Source organism: Pseudonocardia sp. MH-G8 (assembly GCF_002262885.1).
Classification (GTDB): Bacteria; Actinomycetota; Actinomycetes; order Mycobacteriales; family Pseudonocardiaceae; genus Pseudonocardia.
In genome coordinates, this window is sequence record NZ_NKYF01000043.1 from 1 (window position 1) to 19,559 (window position 19,559).

Annotated in this window: 20 protein-coding genes and 1 pseudogene; 9 read left to right on the plus strand and 12 right to left on the minus strand. The window is 70.8% G+C overall.

The features are described from left to right. The 4 genes and pseudogenes from CFP66_RS44345 to CFP66_RS44360 form a co-directional block, all read left to right on the plus strand. A pseudogene (locus CFP66_RS44345) lies at window positions 1-278 on the plus strand (hypothetical protein); the annotation flags it as partial. A gap of 154 nt (window positions 279-432) precedes the next feature. Continuing rightward, window positions 433-1,440 carry an NAD(P)/FAD-dependent oxidoreductase gene (locus CFP66_RS44350; RefSeq protein ID WP_094931408.1) on the plus strand — a complete coding sequence of 336 codons (1,008 nt, stop codon included), beginning with the start codon at window positions 433-435 and terminating at the stop codon, window positions 1,438-1,440. A gap of 56 nt (window positions 1,441-1,496) precedes the next feature. Next, window positions 1,497-2,330 (plus strand): DUF1684 domain-containing protein, encoded by an 834-nt coding sequence (locus tag CFP66_RS44355; protein WP_094931409.1) that lies wholly within the window; start codon window positions 1,497-1,499, stop codon window positions 2,328-2,330. After that, on the plus strand, window positions 2,327-3,997 hold the full coding sequence (locus CFP66_RS44360; protein ID WP_094931410.1) for an MFS transporter: 1,671 nt from the start codon (window positions 2,327-2,329) through the stop codon (window positions 3,995-3,997). Before CFP66_RS44355 ends, CFP66_RS44360 begins: the two co-directional genes overlap by 4 nt. Here the strand turns inward: CFP66_RS44360 and CFP66_RS44365 are convergent. The 6 genes from CFP66_RS44365 to CFP66_RS44390 form a co-directional block, all read right to left on the minus strand. Continuing rightward, window positions 3,913-4,959, minus strand: coding sequence for an alpha/beta hydrolase (locus CFP66_RS44365; protein WP_143517607.1), 1,047 nt, complete (start codon window positions 4,957-4,959; stop codon window positions 3,913-3,915). The genes CFP66_RS44360 and CFP66_RS44365 overlap by 85 nt on opposite strands. A gap of 11 nt (window positions 4,960-4,970) precedes the next feature. Next, the gene (locus tag CFP66_RS44370) at window positions 4,971-6,665 is read right to left on the minus strand and encodes an FAD-dependent monooxygenase (protein WP_094931412.1); all 1,695 of its coding nucleotides are present in this window, start codon (window positions 6,663-6,665) and stop codon (window positions 4,971-4,973) included. Then, on the minus strand, window positions 6,662-7,909 hold the full coding sequence (locus CFP66_RS44375) for an MFS transporter (RefSeq protein WP_094931413.1): 1,248 nt from the start codon (window positions 7,907-7,909) through the stop codon (window positions 6,662-6,664). The genes CFP66_RS44370 and CFP66_RS44375 overlap by 4 nt, the downstream gene beginning before the upstream one ends. Window positions 7,910-7,985: 76 nt before the next feature. Then, window positions 7,986-8,942, minus strand: a complete 957-nt coding sequence (locus tag CFP66_RS44380) for a VOC family protein (RefSeq protein WP_094931414.1) — start codon at window positions 8,940-8,942, stop codon at window positions 7,986-7,988. A gap of 36 nt (window positions 8,943-8,978) precedes the next feature. Further along, window positions 8,979-9,833 (minus strand): fumarylacetoacetate hydrolase family protein, encoded by an 855-nt coding sequence (locus CFP66_RS44385; protein ID WP_094931415.1) that lies wholly within the window; start codon window positions 9,831-9,833, stop codon window positions 8,979-8,981. 231 nt (window positions 9,834-10,064) lie between these two features. Next, entirely contained in the window at window positions 10,065-10,736 is a 672-nt protein-coding gene (locus CFP66_RS44390) for a GntR family transcriptional regulator (RefSeq protein ID WP_094931416.1), read from the minus strand. Window positions 10,737-10,813: 77 nt separating this feature from the next. On the opposite strand from CFP66_RS44390, the gene CFP66_RS48845 reads away from it, so the two are divergent. Together CFP66_RS48845 and CFP66_RS44400 are read left to right on the plus strand one after the other, a co-directional pair. Next, window positions 10,814-11,518: an RNA polymerase sigma factor gene (locus CFP66_RS48845; protein ID WP_198962112.1), complete on the plus strand. Its 705-nt coding sequence runs from the start codon at window positions 10,814-10,816 to the stop codon at window positions 11,516-11,518. A 74-nt stretch (window positions 11,519-11,592) separates the two neighbouring features. Continuing rightward, entirely contained in the window at window positions 11,593-12,735 is a 1,143-nt protein-coding gene (locus CFP66_RS44400) for an acyl-CoA dehydrogenase family protein (protein ID WP_158228458.1), read from the plus strand. 278 nt (window positions 12,736-13,013) lie between these two features. Here CFP66_RS44400 and CFP66_RS44405 read toward each other — a convergent pair whose 3' ends face one another. From CFP66_RS44405 to CFP66_RS44420, 4 genes are all read right to left on the minus strand, one after another. Next, the gene (locus tag CFP66_RS44405) at window positions 13,014-13,565 is read right to left on the minus strand and encodes a TetR/AcrR family transcriptional regulator (protein ID WP_094931418.1); all 552 of its coding nucleotides are present in this window, start codon (window positions 13,563-13,565) and stop codon (window positions 13,014-13,016) included. Between the two features lie 111 nt (window positions 13,566-13,676). Continuing rightward, window positions 13,677-14,147: a nuclear transport factor 2 family protein gene (locus tag CFP66_RS44410; protein ID WP_094931419.1), complete on the minus strand. Its 471-nt coding sequence runs from the start codon at window positions 14,145-14,147 to the stop codon at window positions 13,677-13,679. A gap of 27 nt (window positions 14,148-14,174) precedes the next feature. Beyond that, window positions 14,175-14,570 carry a nuclear transport factor 2 family protein gene (locus CFP66_RS44415; RefSeq protein WP_094931420.1) on the minus strand — a complete coding sequence of 132 codons (396 nt, stop codon included), beginning with the start codon at window positions 14,568-14,570 and terminating at the stop codon, window positions 14,175-14,177. Between the two features lie 349 nt (window positions 14,571-14,919). After that, the gene (locus CFP66_RS44420; RefSeq protein ID WP_233160243.1) at window positions 14,920-15,345 is read right to left on the minus strand and encodes a TetR/AcrR family transcriptional regulator; all 426 of its coding nucleotides are present in this window, start codon (window positions 15,343-15,345) and stop codon (window positions 14,920-14,922) included. A 94-nt stretch (window positions 15,346-15,439) separates the two neighbouring features. On the opposite strand from CFP66_RS44420, the gene CFP66_RS44425 reads away from it, so the two are divergent. Both CFP66_RS44425 and CFP66_RS44430 read left to right on the plus strand, forming a co-directional pair. After that, window positions 15,440-16,180 carry an SDR family NAD(P)-dependent oxidoreductase gene (locus CFP66_RS44425; RefSeq protein ID WP_094931421.1) on the plus strand — a complete coding sequence of 247 codons (741 nt, stop codon included), beginning with the start codon at window positions 15,440-15,442 and terminating at the stop codon, window positions 16,178-16,180. 103 nt (window positions 16,181-16,283) lie between these two features. Beyond that, window positions 16,284-17,063, plus strand: a complete 780-nt coding sequence (locus tag CFP66_RS44430) for an SDR family oxidoreductase (RefSeq protein ID WP_094931422.1) — start codon at window positions 16,284-16,286, stop codon at window positions 17,061-17,063. A 204-nt stretch (window positions 17,064-17,267) separates the two neighbouring features. Here the strand turns inward: CFP66_RS44430 and CFP66_RS44435 are convergent, their stop codons facing one another. Then, entirely contained in the window at window positions 17,268-17,852 is a 585-nt protein-coding gene (locus CFP66_RS44435; protein ID WP_094931423.1) for a flavodoxin family protein, read from the minus strand. 511 nt (window positions 17,853-18,363) lie between these two features. Between CFP66_RS44435 and CFP66_RS44440 the strand changes: the two genes are divergently transcribed. After that, window positions 18,364-19,140: a TetR/AcrR family transcriptional regulator gene (locus CFP66_RS44440; protein ID WP_198962113.1), complete on the plus strand. Its 777-nt coding sequence runs from the start codon at window positions 18,364-18,366 to the stop codon at window positions 19,138-19,140. A 161-nt stretch (window positions 19,141-19,301) separates the two neighbouring features. Here CFP66_RS44440 and CFP66_RS50100 read toward each other — a convergent pair whose 3' ends face one another. Then, on the minus strand, window positions 19,302-19,433 hold the full coding sequence (locus CFP66_RS50100) for a hypothetical protein (RefSeq protein ID WP_255413944.1): 132 nt from the start codon (window positions 19,431-19,433) through the stop codon (window positions 19,302-19,304). Between the last annotated feature and the right edge of the window lie 126 nt (window positions 19,434-19,559).

Sequence of the window (19,559 nt, forward strand, 5' to 3'; positions counted from 1 at the left end):
GTGCGCCGACTCATCCGCACGTCGTTGCCGTGACGGTGCGCGGCGCGCAGGGGCACGCTCGACCGGCCGAGCTGACGCTGCCCGACGGTTACGACGACTACCCCCGTCTGGCCGGGACGCCGATCCAGGCTCTGGCGCACGCGTATTCGGCGATTCGGGACGACCTCGTCCTCGGCACCGCTGTCGCTCCGGACTTCGCTCACGCCGTCACGCGCCATCGGCTCTTGGATGCGATCGAGCGGTCCGCCGCCACGGGGCGACGAGTCGGCATCGGGTAACCGTCGAGGGCGCGGAGTCGGTTGCGCACGAGGCCGCCCACATCGTCACCTCCTTGCGTAATGGGCAATATCCCATGCCTTAGGTGCAACTGGCCGGTAGACCTGGGCCGAGCGAGCCCTACTCCGGGGCTCGAACTCTCGGAGAGGAGCCAGGATGTCCAGCACCGCGTGGACCGACCACCGGCCGGAGGGCACGACCGTCGACGCCATCGTGATCGGCGGCGGCGCCGCGGGCTTGAACGGGGCGTTGATGCTCGCCCGCTCGCGCCGATCGGTCGTGGTCGTCGACAGCGGCGATCCCCGCAACGCACCGGCCGACGGCGTCCGCGGCCTGCTCGGGCTGGACGGGATCGCGCCCGCCGAGCTGCTGCACCATGGCCGGGAGGAGGTCGGCCGTTACGGGGGGCAGGTCCTGACCGGCGAGGTGGTGTCCGCCGCTCCGGCCGCACCCACCCCCGACGGGGACCTGCGGTTCGTGGTGGGCCTGGCCGACGGCCGGGTCCTGCACGCCCGCCGGCTCCTGGTCGCCACCGGTCTGCGCGACGTGCTGCCGGACATCCCCGGCCTGGCCGCGCACTGGGGCCACGGCGTGGTGCACTGCCCGTACTGCCATGGCTGGGAGGTACGCGACGAGGCCATCGGCGTGCTGGGCGTCGGTCCCATGTCGATCCATCAGATCTGGCTGTTCCGCCAGCTGACCGACGACCTGGTGTTCTTCAGCGGGGGGACGGACCTGGACGACGACACCCGCACCCGGCTCGCCGTGCGTGGCGTCACGGTCGTCGACACCCCGGTCGCGCGGGTCGAGTCCGACGACCGCGGCATCACGGGCGTGCGGCTGGCCGACGGGCTGCTCGTGCCGCGGCGCGTGCTGGCGGTGACCACGACCATGCAGGCCCGCACCGACGGTCTCGAGGGCCTGGACCTGCCCGTGGAGGATCTGCCGAACGGCATGGGCCGCCACGTCGCCTCCGGCATGGCGGGAACCACGCAGGTGCCCGGCGTGTGGGTGGCGGGCAACGCCACCGAGCTGCACGCGCAGGTCGGGGCCTCCGCCGCGGCCGGAGGACTGGCCGGTTCGCACATCAACGCCCATCTTGCGGCCGCGGACACCGCAGCAGCGCTCCACCTCGCCGGCAGGTCCGCGCGCCGGGCCTCCTGACGGAGCACTACAGCAGCACCGGAACCGCACACCAGCACACGGAAGGGCACCCCCATATGAGCACCGGAGCCACCCCCACCCGCGACGACCTCGCCGACATGTTGTACGACCTTCTGGCATTGACCACGTTGGAGCCGCTCCCGGCCGGTGCGCCGATCACGGGGCTGCCCGGTCGTTGGTCCCCGCGCCCTGATGGTGAGCGGGGCGCCCGGGTCGAGCTCACCGACGGCGAGCACATCCTGGTGGACGGCGTCGCGCGCACCGGCGTCGTCGACGTGGACCTGAGCGATCCCCGCACCTCGCGGTCGGACGCGCTCGCCCTCGACGCGCAGCGGCGGATCGTGGTCTGGTGGTTCCCCGACGCTTCGGGCGGTCAGGTCTGGGTCGGGATGACGACGGAGTCGGCGCCGCGTCTGCGGGACTTCCAGGGCATCTCGACCTACCCGGTCGACGACGGCTGGCGGATCCCGGTCTCGTTCACCCGTGTCGCCGATGACGAACAACTCCCCTCGGTCGAGCGTTTCTCCACCGGCGAGTCGACGCCTGTGGAGCGGGTCGGGTGGTTCGAGGCCGTCATCGACGGCGAGCCGTACCGCTTCGCCGTCGACCGGAACCCTCGTTACGCCTACGTCGAGTTCCGCGATGCCGGATCCGGGGTCGAGTCCTATGCCGCGACGCGGGCCGTCCGGATCTTCGACGACCCCGCTGACGTCACGGTCCTCGACTTCAACGACGCCGTGGTGCCGTCCTGCGCCTTCAACCCCAGGATCAACTGCCCGCTGCCCCCGCGCGGCAACTGGATCCACAGCGTCGTCCGGGCCGGTCAGCGCGATGTGCTGTTCGCACCGACCGCGACCGACGAGCAGCCGGCGCCGGGTCCGGGCTCATGAGCACCGACCGGGCGGTCCAGCCGCCCCCCGATCCCACTGCCCACCAGACGATCAGCGACGCCGGACGCCGCCGGGCGATCCTCGTCGCCGTCTGCATCGCCCTGATGGCGGTGATCGCCTCGGTCACCGGGCTCAACGTCGCCCAGCCCGATCTCGCGGTGGCCTTCGGGGTCTCGCAGCACACCGTTCTGTGGGTCATCAATGCCTACACCCTGACCCTGGCGGCCCTGCTGCTGCCGCTGGGTGCGGTCGGGGACCGCTGGGGCCGCAAGCGCGTGCTGCTCGCCGGTCTCGCCCTGTTCGGGGTCGCGAACGTGGCGGCCGCAGTGGCCCCGACGGTGGAGGTGATGCTCGCGGCGCGTGTCCTCAGCGGCGTGGGCGCAGCGATGATCATGCCGATCACGCTCGCCGTCATCACCACGACCTTCCCTCCGCAGGAGCGGAGCCGGGCGATCGGCATCTGGACGGCCGTCTCCGGCGGCGGTGGGCTCCTGGGCATGTTCCTGTCCGCCGTTCTCGTCGATCTGGCGACCTGGCGCCTGCTGTTCGTGCTGCCCGTGGTCCTCGTCGTCGTCTCCGGCGTCATGACCGTGCGCTCGGTGCCGGACTCGCGCGAGATCCCGACGCACGGGTTCGACGTGGTCGGGGCCGTGACCTCCGGCCTGGCCGTGGTCGGGCTGACCTTCGCGCTGCACGAGGGGCCGGCGCGGGGCTGGTCGGACCCGCTCTCCCTGGCCGGCCTGGTCGTCGGCGTCGGCGCGGCCGTCGCGTTCGTGCTCTGGGAACTCCGCCGGCCCGGCCCCCTGCTCGACGTCCGGCTGTTCGGCAGGCGCAACCTGTCCAGCGGATCGATCGTGCTGCTCGCGGTGTTCGGTGTCCAGGCCGGCGTCTCCGTGGTCCTCTACCCGTTCTTCCAGACCGTGTTCGGCTGGTCGGGCCTGCTGGCCACCGTCGCACTGCTGCCCATGGCCGGGCTCATGATGGCGTCCTCCGGCTTGGCCCCGCGGCTGGCCGAACGCGTCGGTGACCGGGCCACCATGGCCACCGGGGTCGCCCTCGTCGGGGCGGGGTTGGTCCTACTGGCCGTCCTGGTCTCGGTGGACGGCGGCTACCTGGCCGTCCTGCCGGGCATGGCCGTCATCGGGATCGGGATGGGGCTGTCCATGACGCCGGCGACCACCGCGATCACGGCGTCGCTGCCGCGTGATCGCCAGGGCGTCGCCTCCGCCCTCAACGACGTGACCCGCGAGGTCGGCGCCGCCGTGGGGGTGGCGCTGCTGGGCGCGCTGCTCACCGCCGGATACCGCGACGCCGTCGACGCCCGGCTGACCGGTTTCCCGGACGCGGCGGCCGACGCCGCGCGACAGGGTGTGGCCACCGCGGTCCAGGCTGCGGGTGGTGCCGGGGACCGCGCCTCGGAGCTGGTGCGGGCGGCCCAGGAGTCGTTGGTCATCGGCTGGCAGCAGACCATGTGGGTCGGCACGGGCCTGATGGTGGCCCTGCTCGCCCTCGTCGTGGTCCGCGGCCCGCAGGACCGCGGAGGTGGCGCCTCATCGCCGAATCCATCGGCCGTCGGGAAGCCTCAGCCGTCGGTCGGCACCCGGAGCGCGCCATCCAACCAGGAGATCACCTCGGCCCAGTTCAGCGGCGGGGCGGATTCCATGTGAACGACCTCCCCGTTCCGGGAGCTGGTGTGGACGGTGTGCTCGAATCCGCCGTCGGTCCGATCGAGGAACGACATGTCGTGCTCCATGCCGTGCATCCGGTAGAAGGTGGCCGGCACCCGATGCGCGGCCACGGCGTCGAACAGCAGTTGGCTCTGCTGCCACGGCACGTTGATGTCGGCGTCACCGTGAACGACGAGGAAGGGTGGGGTCCGCGTGTCGACGTAGGTCAGCGGGCTCGCGGCCCGGACCTCGTCCGGGCACGTGGAGGGACGGCATCCGATGAGCCGACCTTCGGGTGACTTCGCGTCGTCGTGGCAGTTCGTGCCACCACCGTATTCGTTGATCAGCTCGCACGATCCGGGAAGGTTGTGCTGGTCCATCTCGGCGAACTGGGTAGGGGTGTACAAGTCGACCACGGCGTTCACAGCACTGGAGGGGCCGGTGACTCCGACGTCCCCTTCCAGCTCCGGATCATTCCCGGTGACCCCCAACATCGTCGAGGCAAACGCTCCTGAGGAGTCACCCATCGCCGCGATCCGGTTCTTGTCGAGGTGGTACCGGTCGGCGTGCGCGCGCAGCCATCGTACGGACGCCTTCGCATCGTGTAGTTGCGCGGGGAACACGGCCTGACCGCTCGACCGCACGGAGACGGCCGCAACCGCGAACCCGTGCGGAACGAACTGCTCCGCGTATCGGGGCCCGATCGTATTGCCGTCGTCGCACAACCACGCGCAACCGCCCGACACCCACACCACCGGCACCGGCTTTCCGTGGCCGGCGTCGACCGGCAGGTACAGGTCGATCGCTCCGGCCTTCCCGGGCAGCTCCGCATACGTCATTCCGGTCACGGCGCGATAGGGCGGCTCAGCCGTCGTCGCCTGTGCTGTCGAGGGAATGACGAGGAGAGCCACGGCTACGGTGAACGTCACGAGGAACCGTGGGAGAACCGTCGACGGCGGCAAGATCGAGTGCCTCACTGTGTCTCCTTGACCTCACGCCCGCCACGACGTGGCGGGCCGGACGGGACCGTCCGCGTGGAACAGGGCTGCGGACGGGCGGTGCACCCTCTGACCTGGTCGAGCAGCGCGCCGATGTCGACGGTGTCGTCCCGGCCGCGCCACGCCACGTGCTGGTCGGGGCGGACCAGCAGGAGATCGGCACCGACGACCTCGCGCAGGTCGGGGCGGTTCAGGTGCAGCCGGGTCAGTGGCACGCCGCGTTCGCGCGCCGCGGCTTCCCATTCCGGGCCTGCCGACGAGCCGAGCTCGATCAGGGTGAAGCCGGGGCCGAGCTCGTCGTAGAGCGACCGTCCGGGCCCGAGCCACAGGTGGGGGAGCCGGGCGCCGGGCGCGGCGGAGGGCCGGTAGTGCGATGTGGTGGATTCCGGCGCGGGCCCGTCGTCGTCGACCACGAGCGGCGACTCGCGGTAGCGGGCACCGAGTACGAACCCGAGCGTGTACATCTCCGAGGTCTTCGAACGCCGGATCGCCGCCGCAGCCTCGGCCCGTGCCACCTCCCCGGCAGGCCCGACCTCCTCGAGTCCGGGGCGGGTGAGCTCTCCGGTGAGCACCTGCATGTTCCGCTCCGCCTCGGCGATGGTGCGCAGGGCCATCGGGCGGCGCTCGGCCTCGTACGTGGCCAGCAGGTCGGGCCCGGCCCAGCCGGCCACCTCCGCGGCGAGCTTCCAGCCGAGGTCGGCGGCGTCACCGATGCCGGTGTTGGCGCCGAACCCGCCCCACGGCGGGTTGAGATGGGCGGCGTCGCCCAGCAGGAAGCACCGTCCGACGCGGTAGTCGTCGGCGACGAGCATGCGCGCGGACCACGGATCGTGCGCCACCACGTCGAGCGGGTGGTCGCCGCCGATCATCGTGGTGAGCGCGTCCCGCACCCACTCCGCCGACGGCTCCGGCGGGGCACCGAGGGTGATCGCCCACCAGGTGTCCGCCGTGTCCAGCGGGCCCATCAGACCGTTGACCCGGTCGTTGACGATCCAGTACTGCACGGCCCGCCCGTGCGGTTGGGCCGCGCCGAGGCCGGGCGCGCGGAAGATCGTCTGCAGGTTCTGGATCTCGTGGCTGCGCCCGGACAACGTGACCCCGAGCAGGCGCCGGACGGTGCTGCGTCCTCCGTCGGCTCCCGCGAGGTGGCGTCCGCGGAACCGCAGCTCGGCGCCGTCCGTGCCGGCGGCGGTCGCGGTGACGCCGTCGGCGTCCTGCGCGATGCCGGTCAGCGTGGTCCCCCAGAGCGCGGTGACGCTGTCCCGGCGATCGAGAGCCCCACGCAGCGCCTCCTCGAGCCGGTTCTGCGCGCACCACTGCCCGGGTTCGGGCAGCTCGGAGCGAGGGACGTCGGACAGGGCGAAGACCTGGTCGAACCGTTCGATCCGGTGTCCGGTGAGGCTGGTGCAGTACACCGCGGAGTCCGACCAGCCGAAGGGCAGCCGGGCGTTGGCGCGGATGTCGTCGGCGACCCCGAGCCTGCGGAAGATCTCCATGGAGCGGGGGTTGACCTGCTTGCACCGCGGGGAGCCGACGCCGGGTGCCTCCCGCGGCTCGAGCAGCACGCAGCGAACTCCGCGCGAGCCCAGCTCGTGGGCCAGTGTCAGCCCGACCGGGCCGCCGCCGACGATGATGACCTCGGTCTCCTCGGGCGGGCGGACGTCACTCATGCGGGGGTCTCCAGTGCGGGTGCCGCGGTGCGTGTACTCGGCCGGGTGGGCACGAAGGCGATGGTGAGGGCCCCGATGACCGCGGGAACGACGAAGGCGTAGAAGCCGGCGTCGGGGATGGTGATCAGGATGGTGACGGCGGCGAGGTAGCTCGGTCCGACGATCGCCCCGATCCTGCCGACGCCCAGGCTGAACCCGAGCGCGGTACCGCGCAGCCGCGGCGGGTAGAAGCGGGCGACGTAGCTGTTGACGAGGTTCTGCGTGCCGAGCGCGCCGAGCCCGGCCAGGGCCGACATCACCAGCAACAGCCACCGCGGTTGCGGGGTGCTCAGGACGAGCATCGCCCCGGCTGCGACGAGGAAGCACGTCACCGTCGTCGCCTTGAGGAACCCGCGGTCGGCGACCAGGGTGACCGCCACGGTGCCGATGATGGCGCCGAGGTTGAAGGTGATGGCGAACTCGAGCGACGAGGTGAGGTCGTACCCCGCGTCGACCATGAGCGTGGGCAGCCAGGCGCTGGCCCCGTAGACCAGCACCAGCCCGACGAAGGTTGCGGCCCAGAACAGCCCGGTCGCCACGCGGTAGTCCGGTGCGAAGAGCTGCGCGGCCTTGTTGCCGGTGTGGTCCGGCGCGGGTCCGGTGGCCGCCTCGGGGTCGGTTTCCGGGACCTCGTGCGGAACCAGGCGCCACACGAACGGCGTGAGCAGCAGCGGAATCGCGCCCACGAGGAACAGCGTCTGGAAGTGCATGTCGGGGAGTACGGCGCGGCCCAGCAGCGAGGCGGCGAGCCCACCGAAGGCGACGCCGGTCAGGGCGATGCCGACGAACAGGCTGCGGCGGTGCGGCGGCGCCCAATCCGTCACGAATGCCACGACGAGGGGTATCAGCGCGCCGAGCCCGACACCGGTCGCCAGCCGGGTCGCCGCGAACAGTTCGACCGTGGGCGCGAGCGCGCTGAGCAGCATCCAGATCGAGATCCAGCCGAGGCTGAGGGTGAGGGGGAGGCGCCGCCCCCACACGTCACCCGCCCAGCCGGCCGCGATCGCGCCGAGCGGCATGCCGAGTGCGGTGACGCTGGCGAGCAGCCCGAGGGCGGCGGGCGTCGCACCCCACGGCTCGTAGGCGAGCAGGCTCGGTCCGACGGTGCCGAGGATGAACAGGTCGTACCCGTCGACGAACAGCACGATCATGCCGAGCGCGAGAACGGTCCTCGATCGGCGGGTGGTGGGGATCGGGTCGGCCACTTTCGGACTCCTTCGTCCGCAGGACAGGGGGCACCGACCGGGCTCTGTCGATCGTGGCCCGGTGGGTGGACTTCACTCAGGGGGCGGCGTGCGCGCCGGTCATCAGCGCGCCGAGGTCCTCCGGCTTGAGGAAGGACGGTGGGGGTGGCGGGCCCCAGTTGAACAGGCCCTTGGCGCCTTCGAGGGTCTCCGGGGTCCAGAGCTGGTCGTCGACGACGCAGTCCATGTCGGAGTAGTACTCGGAGAAGTTGCCGGCGGGGTCCTTGAGGTACCAGAAGAAGTTCGAGCCGGCGTGGTGGCGGCCCAGACCCCAGACGTGGCGTTCGGGGTGGTCCTCGAGCATGGCCATGGCGCCGCGGCCGACCTCGTCGACGTCGTCGACCTGCCAGGACGTGTGATGCAGGAACGGCACCGGGGCGCGGAGGGCGAGGACGTTGTGGTGATCCACCGAGCAGCGCATGAACGCGCCCGCGCCCGCGATGCGATCCGACAGCTTGAAGCCGACGCCCTCGAGGAAGAACCGTTCGGTGACGGCCAGGTCGGGGGTGCCGATGACGACGTGACCGAGCTTGCGTGGCGTGACCCGGCCGGTCCGGTCCACGCCGGGGGCGCGGGCGTTGACCCGCTCGATCCGCCCGGGCCCGTTGTACGGGGTGGCGGGCGTGTGCGGCTGGTCCAGCCGCGGGGTGATCGCCACGACGACCCGGGCGCCGGTGGCGGGTTCCACCGCGGTCACGCTGTCCGGGCCCTGCTCGACCGGGCCGTGTCCGCCGGGTACGGCGAGCCGGGTGAGCTGTTCGGTCACCCGGCCCAGGTCGTCGTGGTCGTCAGCGCCGATGGTGAGCTGCACCAGCCGCCGGAACGGGGTCTCGACGATCCGCAGCTGCTCCCCACCGTCGCGGGTGCGGAACACGCGCGCGTCGTCGCCGGGTTCCGGCTCGACCGGGGCGAGCCCGAAGTCGGTGTAGTACCGGGCGGTCTCGGCGACGTTCGGCACGCCGATGACCACTGAGGACAACCGGTGCAGTCCCATCGTGTCTCCTCGTTGAGCGTGGGTCGATCCTGCGGCTCAGGCGCTGACGAACCTCTGGCGCAGCTCACCGATGCCGGTCACGTAGGTGGTCAGCTCGTCGCCGGGCTGCAGGAAGCGCTTCGGGTCCCGTCCGATCCCGACCCCGGCGGGGGTGCCGGTGAAGATGAGGTCGCCCGGCAGCAGCGGGGTGACCCGGGACAGGCCCTCGATCAGCGCGGGTACGGAGAACAGCAGCTGGCGGGTCCGGCCGTGCTGCAGGGTCTCACCGTTGACGGCGCAGCCGAGCTCGAGGTCGTCGGGGTCGGTGAACTCGTCGACCGTGACCACCCACGGGCCGACCGGCGCGAAGCCGGGGAAGGACTTGCCCAGGCTGAACTGCGGGGCCGGGCCGGCGAGCTGGCTGGCTCGCTCCGACAGGTCCTGCCCGACGGTGAGCCCGGCGACGCAGCCCCAGGCGTCGGCCGCGGCGACGTTCGCGGCGCGCTTGCCGATCACCGCGACCAGCTCGACCTCCCAGTCGGTGTTCCCGCCATCGGGCAGCACGACGGTGGTCTGCGGCCCGGACAGGGCGGTGCGGAACTTGGTGAACACCGGGGGAAACGTGTCGGGTACGGCGAAGTTCGACTCCGCGGCGTGGTCGCGGTAGTTCAGCCCGATGGCGAACACCTGTGCCGGAGCCGGGGCGGGGGCGCGCAGGTCGGCGACGTCGAACGGGAGCGCCTCGGTCAGGTCGGTGTTCCGGGCCCACCCGACGAACTCGTCCCATCGTTCGTAGACCGCCTGCGGGTCGGGTCCGAACTCACCGCCCGACGCCTTCTCGACGTCGGTGGCGCCGGCAGAATCGGTGCCGGTCACCAGGACCGCGCGCCCGAGCAAGTTGGCGAAACGCACCGGTTGACCTCCTCAGGAACACGCGAACTGATCGGATTCGTGCTGTCTGGCGCCGCGCGGGTGGTGAGGCTGAGGTCCCGTGACGCTCGTCGTGCACGGAGAGCTCGGCGCGCACGTGCGGGCCGGGTCCCTTCACGGGCAAGCTTGCGCCGGGCCCATCAACATGTCAAGGCAATGTTGAAAATGCTCGGTCGTGCCGAACCTGCGGACGCACTTCGGAGGATCCGGCGCCTACGTGCTCTCGAACCGGTCGAGCAGGATGTCGGAGGTGTGCTGGATGTGCGCGGTGAGCACGTCGACCGCGGCGTCGGCGTCGTGGGAGAGGACGGCGTCGAGCATCGCGCGGTGCTCCCCGGAGATGTCACGCGGCGTGTGCCCCATCGGGACCGACCAGCGTCGATAGAGCTCAGCGGAGTCGCGCAAGGATGCGGCGACGGCGCGCAGCCGCGGATTGGGGCATCCCGAGAGCAGCGCCAGGTGGAAGGCCGCGTGGGCGGCAGCCCATTCCTCGGTGATGCGATCGGGGTCCTCTGCAGCCATCTGGTGGGTGCGTTCCAGCCGGTGGTGGGCTGCGAGAACCTGGGACTCCCACTCGACCCCGCCGTGCTCGACGGCCTGTCGCAGCACGAGGGTCTCGATGGCACACCGCGCCGCCGTCAGGTGCTGCAGGTCGACGATGGAGACGGGCATGACCCGGAAGCCGTACTGGGGTTCGGACTCCACCAGGCCCTCGGCCGTCAGCCGGGTCAGTGCTTCCCGCACCACACCCATGCTCGCCCCGTACCGGGCGGACAGCTCGGCGAACCGTAGGCGGGATGCCGGACGGACGCGCCCGGCGAGGATGTCCCCGCGCAGCTCGGCGTAGACCCGCTCGGCGCGGGTCGGCGTACCGCTGCGACTCATACGAACCAGTCAAGCATCGTTGGCAAAGTGCCGCAATGTCGAAAGGTAACTCATATATCGCTCGCGCCGGCGGTCTCATGCGCGAGGACGACGAGACGACTGCAGGAGCCGTTGCCGCACTCGTGGAGCGGGCCGACGGGATCCCGCCGGCGGTGGAACTCGCCGCATCGACAGCTGCGTTGTTCGGCCCGGCCGCGTTGCTCGCGCGACTCGACCCGCTCCCCGCACCCGCGCCACGGGAGCGTCCTGAGCGAGTCCTGGACGCATTCCGCTGCCGGGACGTGGGCGAGACGGTGACGATCGGGGCGCTGGACGACGTCGAGCTGGTTCGCGGGGCGCAGGCCGGTCACATGTCCTCCCTCGGCCTGCTGCTGGCACGTCACCAAGGAGGTATGCGCGCGGTCGCGTTGAGCATCCTGGGGCCGGGCCCCGACGCCGACGACGCGGTCCAGGAGGCCGCGCTGGTCGCGCTGCGCCGGATCGGGGACCTCCGCGACGCCCACTCGGTGGCGCCGTGGCTGCGCGCGATCGTCCGCAACGCCTGCCGGATGCAGTTGCGCGCTCCGGCGGTGGTGCCGCTGGGTGACCCGGAGTCGCCGGCGCTGCCCAGCCCCGGGCCCGGGGTCGACGAGCTGACGCTGCGCGCCGTGCACCGCGGATCCCTCTCCGAGGCGTTCGGGGACCGATCCTGCCCGACGGCCAGCGCGCGTCGCTGCAGATCGCCACCTCGTCCCGGCTACGAGCGGAGAGCTCCGCTCCGCACGTCCAGCGGGCGGCCCTGACGATCGAGGTGCTCACAGCACGTCACGGGCGATGAGATGATCTCGACGAGATCATGATGGGTCGGGACGTGGGGATGACTGCGAGGAGGTCCGAGATCGACGCCGAGTCGTTCGTCGAAGCCGCACGCGCTGCGGTGCCCGCACTCGCCGCGGACGCTGCCCGCACCGAGGCCGACCGGCGCGTGAGCGATGCGAGCCTGGCCGCGGCCCGCGCCGCAGGCGCCTTCACCCTGGCTGCCCCGCGCGATGCCGGCGGGGTCGAGGCGGACCTCGCCACCAGGGTCCGGGTACTGGCCGAGCTCGGTCGGGGGTGCCCGTCCACGGCGTGGATCGTCGCGACGACCGCCGAGACGAAGATCGCGCTGCGGCCCGCGCTGACCGGTCAGGCACACGCGGAGGTGTTCGCCGACCCGGACGCGGTGCTGTGTGCCTCGGCGCGCCCGGGCCGCGCCACCGCGGTGCCCGGTGGCCTGCGGGTCGGCGGGCGATGGGGCTACGCCTCGGGGTGCGAGCACGCCACGTGGGCGCTGCTGGTCGCGCAGGTGCACGACGACGAGGACGGGCCCGCGCGGCCCGTGGTGGTGGTCGTGCCGACCGAGCGCCTGTCGGTCGATCGCGACTGGCACGTGTCCGGGCTGTGCGGCACGGGGAGCCACAGCCTGGTCGGTGACGACGTCCTGGTTCCGGGTTCCCACGTGCTCGAGATGTCCCGCCTGGCGGGCGGGCCGCCGAACGTTGCGATGGCACTGGGCCTGTTCGCCCCGCTGCTCGGAGCGGCGCGGGGTGCGCTCGACGTCGTCGCCGCGGCGCTCGGACAGCGCCCGCCGCCGGGGCCCGGCTACGACGGGCTGGTGGAGTTCCCCGGCGCTCAGCAGTACTTCGCCGAGGCCACCCATCACATCGACTCCGCCGAGCAGCGCATGCTGCGGATCGCCGAGACCCTCGACGCCGTCCCACCCGGTGAGCGGCTTGCCCCGCAGGAGCGCTCGCGCCTGCGTATGGATCTGCTTTCCGCGATGCGGGAGTGCCGCCGGGCCTTCGACGACCTGCTCGACCTGCACGGGGCGAGCGGGTTCACCACGACGAACCCGCTGCAGCGGTTCTGGCGCGACTTCGCCGTCGGATCGCGGCACGTCCAGTTCAGCTCCTACGTCGTGGCGCAGGACTACGGGCGTCTCCTGCTCGGGGCAGGAGACGCCGTCTCCGCTGTCCTCTGACCGCGAGGCGGTCAGCGCGAGCGACGGATGCACGCAGCGGTCACTGCGACCCCCGCCACCGCCGCGGAGCTCCGCCGTGCCCGGCAAGGGAGGCAGCGCGTCCAGGAAGACCTGGGGGCGGTCGACGTCGAGCCGCCGGCCGTGGGTTCCGTCATCGTCGACCTCGCATCCTGTCGGTCCAGCACCGCGGCCCATGTGCGACCGATTTCCGACAGGTCAGGTGCGTGTCCTGACCGGCGGGCGGGGCCCGCGCTCGGGGTACGCGAGGACGGCACCGCTCAGCGGCCGCTGAGGGTGCGGGCCCAGGGTTCGTCGATGTCGGGGAGGCCGAGTGCGGTGACGACGTTGGCCAGCATGCCGGCACCGAACCACTGGCGGACGGCCTCCTCGTCGTTGCCCAGGAGCTCGCGGACGAGCTCGGTCTGCCGCGCGTAGCACGATCGCGCGGCGTCGCCGACGAGCGGCTCGTCGGCGGCGCAGTTGGCCTGCATGAGGAACATCAGGATGTCCCGGTCCTCGATCAGGCCGGTATAGGCCGTGCGCGCCACGTGCAGGGCTTCTGCGGGGGAGCGCGGTGGTTGCGCCGCGTCGGCGACCTGGGCGGCCAGGGTGGTCGCGATCAGCTCGGAGACGTGGTGGATCACGCTGGCGAACAGTGCCTGCTTGTTGGTGAAGAGGCGGTAGAGGTAGGGCTGTGAGATGCCGGCTCGTTCGGCGATCTCCTGGGTCGTGGTCCCGTAGAAGCCCTTGCGGGCGAAGCAGGCGACTGCTGCCTCCAGGACGGCCCGACGCCGCTGGCTGCTCTTCGTGCTGGTGCCGGGTGCAGGCATGGGCTAGTCAATCACGGGTCGTGGTGTGTCGGCGGATCAGATGATGCTCCGCCGCTGAGGTCGGTGACGCGGCGCGGCCCGGAACCTCGGTCCGGGCCGCGGCATACGTCGTCAGCTGCCGAAGGTTCCGGTGATGTCGGCCCGGGAGGTGTTGTCTGCGGGATCGAGGGCCTCGACGGCGGCGAGTGGGTTCCAGTAGTCGACGTAGCGGGTGATCCGGCCGGCGTCGTCGGTGTAGACGACCGAGATGCAGGTCTGCTCGTAGGGCTTGCCCGTGGCGACTGCTCGTCCTGTCGCCCGGAACTCGGCGATCGCCCTCGTGGCATCGACGGTGTCGTGGAAGACTAGATCCACGAACTGCACGTCGAAGATCTCGGGGAAGTGGGTCATGTGGGCGAGCAGCGCTTCATGTCCGCGGAGCTCGCGCGGCATGCCCGTCGGTGCGTAGGGGAACTCGAGCACCCCGTCCGCGGTGAACAGGTCGAGCCACTCGCGGGTTCGGCCCGATGGGATCAGACGCAGGTGCTCGGCGAGGGCGTGCTGCGCGGGCGTTCGCCGCTCGACAACCGAAGTGGAACTCATGCACGCTCCTAGTTAGTGGTTGACCAATCACAAAGCTACGCGAGTCTTCCGCCTCTGGTCAAGTTCGCAGGTGATCGCAGGCAACGGAGGTCGCACGTCGCAGCGCGGGCGGGTCCGCGGCTCGGATCGGCTGCGCGCGGCTCGGTCTGACGAGCCCTGCCGGATGCTTAGGCGATCACCGTCGACGGCGAGTTCCTGGGGTTCCCAGTGGAGGTCCGGCACTGCGTCGACGTGGGCCTTCTGGACCGCGAGGACGTCGGTCCGGGTGCCGGGTTCGCTGTTCAGGGTGATCCGGTCGTTGATGAACTCGTCCATGTGGTCGAACTCGTGGGCGTTGAGCTCTTCGAGGTAGCGCCGGTAGAACTCGCGAAGGTCGATCTCGGGGCATGGTGGCCTCTCCGTCGCCCCGAATCGGGGCCGCACTCGGTTCGTGGTGACTCGCGACGCCCTCCCGCGGTCTCGTCGCGGCGGGCCGTCGCTCCACATCGACGGGACGTTCAACTGGTGGCGCCCGGATCTCCGGATCCGGCCCTGTTCGTCATGTGGCCGATGCTGCTCGGCGACCTGACATCTGCCGCCGGGGACTTTCGTCAGGCGGGCGGCCAAGCCTGCAGTGCGGCGTCGGCGACCCGGTACAGCTCGTCGCGACCGGCGCCGCTCGCGGCCTGGACGGCGATTCCGCTCGACACGGCCATGAGGAACCGGGCGAGTGGTCCCGGGTCGGACGTCGGCGGCAGGTCCCCCTCGTCCCGGGCTCGCTGGAACCTGTCCTTCAGGCGGGAGCAGGCGTCGTTGCGCCAGTCGGACAGGAAGTCCTGGACGGCTCGGTCTGCGGGCGCCGCGGCCAGGGCTCCCTGCACGCCGAGGCATCCGGACGGCTGCTCGGGTGGGTGGTGGTCTCGACCGCGCCGTGCAGGAACGCGGTGGCCACCGTCCGGGCGGTCGGTTCCTCGAGTGCGCGTGTCGCGTAGGCGGCCGGTCCGGCGGAGTAGCGCTGCAGGGCCTTGCGGAACAGGTTCTCCTTGTTGCCGAAGGCCGCGTACATGCTCGTGCGGGTGATGCCCATCGCCGCGGTCAGGTCGGTGAGGCCGGCCCCTTCGTAGCCCTGCGCCCAGAACGCCCGCATCGCGCGCTCGAGGGCCTCGTCCACGTCGAACTCCCGCGGCCGGCCGATCGTCGCCCTCCGGGTACCTGCCATGACCTCCAGCATGGCCCCGCCCTCGGTCGGCGCCCCGCTGTGCTACCTTCGTTCAGTACCGATCAGTGCGAAATATTCGAGAGGTCAGAGCCCGATGAGACAGTTCGACGGCAAGACTGCGGTCGTGACCGGTGGCAGCAGCGGGATCGGCCTGGCGACTGCGGAGCGACTCGCCGCCGAAGGCGCGCACGTGTTCATCACCGGACGGCGCGAGCTCGAACTGGAGAAGGCGGTCGCCGCGATCGGCAACGCCACCGCGGTACCCGGCGACGTCAGCCTCGCGGCCGACGTGGACCGCCTGTACGAGCGGGTGGGGGAGCGCGGGCAGGGCCTGGACGTGCTGTTCGCCAGTGCAGGTATCAACTTCCTCGCGACGTTGGACGAGCTCACCGAGGAGGATCACGACCGGATCTTCGACATCAACGTCAAGGGCACCTTCCTCACCGTGCAGAAGGCTCTCCCACTGCTCAACGACGGCGCCTCGGTGATCCTGACCGCCTCCACCGCCGCCGAGAGCGGCGACGAGAGCTTCGGCGCCTACGGGGCGTCGAAGGCGGCCGTGCGGGCCTACGGGCGCACCTGGGCCAACGAGCTCAGCGGACGGGGCATCCGGGTCAACGTGATCTCGCCCGGTCCGATCGACACTCCGCTGTTCCCTGCGGTCTTCGGCGGGCGCGCCGACGAGATGAAGACGGCGATCGGGGCCGGCCTGCCTGCCAAGCGGGTCGGCGACCCGGACGAGCTCGCCTCCGCCGTGGTGTTCCTCGCCTCGTCGCAGAGCAGCTTCGTCTACGGCGCCAACCTCTACGTCGACGGCGGGATGAACCAGATCTGACCTGGTCGGCCCGTCGACGCTTTAGGGCGCAGATCACCGGCGAGCCGCCGCGCCCGGAGCCTGGCGGTCGTGAGCCGGGTCGGGACCTTGAGGAGGATGCGGAATGGATCTGCAGTTGGCCGGGCGGTCCGCGGTCGTGACCGGGGCGAGCAGGGGGATCGGTCTGGCGACAGTGCGGGCGCTGAGGGCCGAGGGGATGCGGGTGGTTGCCGGTGCGCGCACGAGCCCGGTCGAGTTGACCGAGACGGGGGCTACCGTCGTCCCGGTCGATCTGAGCACCCCGGCCGGGGCGGTGCGGCTGGTTGAGCGCGCGCTGGAGGAGCTCGGTGAGATCGATGTGCTGGTCAACAACGTCGGCGGGACGGATCGCGTTCAGAATCTGGCGTTCGCAGATTCGACCGACGAGGAGTGGTACGAGTTCCTCGAACTGAACCTGATGGCGCCCGTGCGGGTCACCCGGGCAGCGTTGCCGTCGCTCCTGCGTACTCGCGGTGTCGTGATCGCGGTGTCATCGGGCGACGCTCTCACTCCCCGGCAGGGGACACCGATCGGATATCCGTCGGCGAAGGCAGCGCTCAACACGGCAATGAAGGCGTTGTCGGTCGAGCTCGGGGCCCGGGGAGTGCGGGTGACCACCGTGTCTCCCGGCGCGACTCGGACTTCACTGTGGGAGGGCGAGGTCGGTGCACGTTTCGCAACGGCGGCGGGCGTTGCGCACGAAGACTTCCTCGCCATGTTGCCCACGCATGCCGGGGTGCTCACCGAACGGTGGATCACACCGGAGGAGATCGCCGCCGCGATCACGTTCGTGGCCTCGCCCCGTTCGGCCAGCACCATCGGAGCCAACTTCCTGATCGATGGAGGGGCTCTCCGGTCACTCTGACCGAGTACAGAGAAATCCGGCCGCGCGGCATGATCGAGGTCGGTCCATTGTCGCCGTGGCGATCGGTGTCGGCGGTCCAGGAGGTGACAGCGTCAGGCGACGCCGACTGCACTCGTCGATACCAGCCCTCATGACGCGGCGGACCTCGTGACACGGTCCCGACCGGCGCCGGACGCGGTAGGCGTTGCCGAGCCGTTCGCGGGTCTACGACGCGACCGGATGGTGATAGCGCCGGGCTTGGGTTGCGACCCGGGCCCCGAGGTGGCGTGCCGTGGTCACGTCGGCGGCGTGGACGGCGTCCGGGCCTCGGTCGTTCCAGGTCTGGGCGCCCGCGCCGAGGTAGAACCCGAGCCGGTTGTCGTCGTATTCGCTGCTGGTGGTGGTGTTCCAGCCGGGCATCAGGCCCAGACTGACCCAGTGCATGCCGTGTTGTGCGGCTAGCAGGGCCAGGTACTGCAGCGTGTGCAGCTTGTCGCCGCTCATCGATCCGGAGTTGGTGAACCCGGACGCGAATTTGTCCAGCCATTTCTGGGTCATCCAACGCTTCGAGGTCGCTTCGGCGAATGCGTGGAACGCCCCGGATGCCGACCCCATGTAGGTCGGTGTTCCGAAGATGATCGCGTCACTGGCATCGAGGATCGCCCACTTCTCGTCGGTCATGTCAGCGACGTCGACCATGTCGACGCGGGCCTCGCGCACCGACTCGACACCGTCGCCGACTGCCTTGGCGATCACGAGAGTGTGCCCGTAGCCGGAGTAGTAAGCGATGGCGACGTGAACGGATGGCATGTCAGATCCTTTCGTCGTGCAGGGTTGGCTCAGGACTCGCGTGAGACTGCGATCTCGGTCATGTCCGGGCAGCGATCGCCGGCCAATGAGCGGACGTCGTTGCCTTGCGGCTGGGCAGCCATAGCGCCGGTCGGCACCAGGGTGTGATCGATGTCTCGAGCGAACAGCGGCCACTCCGACTGCGGGGCGGCGATCGGATGGATGGCGTTGGCTTCGCGTAGCTCGTCCCGGACATGGCGGCCGTATCGAGGTCGTATCGAACATCGTCACGCCCCGCTCAAGAGCCGCATCCAATGCCGCGCGAGCGGCCGGCTCGCCGGTGTCGCCATAGAACTCGCTCATCCCCTGCAGTCCAGACCCTGCGCCCCACTGTCAGACCTCGACCACCGAGCCGGGCCTGCTCTACCCGTTTGCCGTCAGCCACTTCTGATCCTCACTTGTTGACAGTGATAACGGTACGACCGTGACGTTGGCACTGTCAACGTCAACAGGACTCTGTTATCGTCGACACATGAAACCCGACGATCGCCGCGGCGGCGGGTCCGACGAGCAACGCGAGCGCATCCTGAGCTCGGCGGTGAAACTGCTCGCCGATGCCGGGCCATCTGCGCTGTCCACCCGAGCCGTCGCGGCAGCGGCCGGAGTCCAGACGCCGACGCTGTACCGGCTCTTCGCAGACAAGGACGGGCTGCTCGACGCCGTGGCCAGCTTCGGCTTCGAGGGCTACCTCACCGAGAAGCGCGCGTTCGAGCCCAGCGCGGACCCGGTCGACGACCTGCGCCGGGGCTGGGAGGTGCACGTCGAGTTCGGGTTGGCCAACCCCGCCCTCTACACGTTGATGTACGGAAACCTGCGGCCGGGCCGCCGCCCCGCGGCGGCAACGGAGAACCGGACAATCCTGCGCGGCATGCTCGAACGCGCCAAAGTGCAGGGCCTGCTCCGGGTGCCTGTCGAGGCGGCTGTGGTGGCCATCGAGGCGTCCACGACAGGCGCGGTTCTACTCCTGCTGGCCCAGCCGGAACAGGCGCGGCACGCCCAGCTGATCCGACCACTGCGCGACATCGTGCTCGATGCCCTGATGGCGCAAGCGGAACCGCGCGCCGACGACCGCTCCCACATCGCCGACCGTGCACAGTCACTGCTCGCGATCGTCACCCCCGCCAGCAACGCCGATCCCGTGACCGATGCAGGCTTCAGTGTCTTCGAAGCCGGCCTGCTGCGCGAATGGCTCGCACGGCTCAACGAGGCCCACAAATCCGTCGGTAGCAGCAACCCGGCATCTCGATAACCGCGGCTAGCTTGCTGGCACGGCCGAGTCAAGTTCTGGGTTCACGCGGCCAGTCCGGCCTCCTGGATGAGTTGATCAATAGCCCGGCGGTAGTTGCGCGCGCTGCGCACGATCCACGGATAGGAGTCGCCGTGCGCGTCGCGGCGGCGTTCGGTGCGGAACTACGAGGTCTTCTCCTGTATCCGCCCGATGAACAGCACGCCCTGCTGCGCGGTGAACCGCGCGAGGTGCTCGTGCATCACGTCGTCCTTGCGCCGGCCCTTGACGAAGTCCCCCAGGCACCTGCTGGTCATGGGTGACGCGGCGCATCGCGGTGCTGAACGCGTCGGTGATCTTCCCCAGTCGGCCGGAAAGCCGGCATACACATAGCCGGCCGGCAATTCTGGCGGCGGTCGTGGGGTCTCCGGCGCACGGCCCTC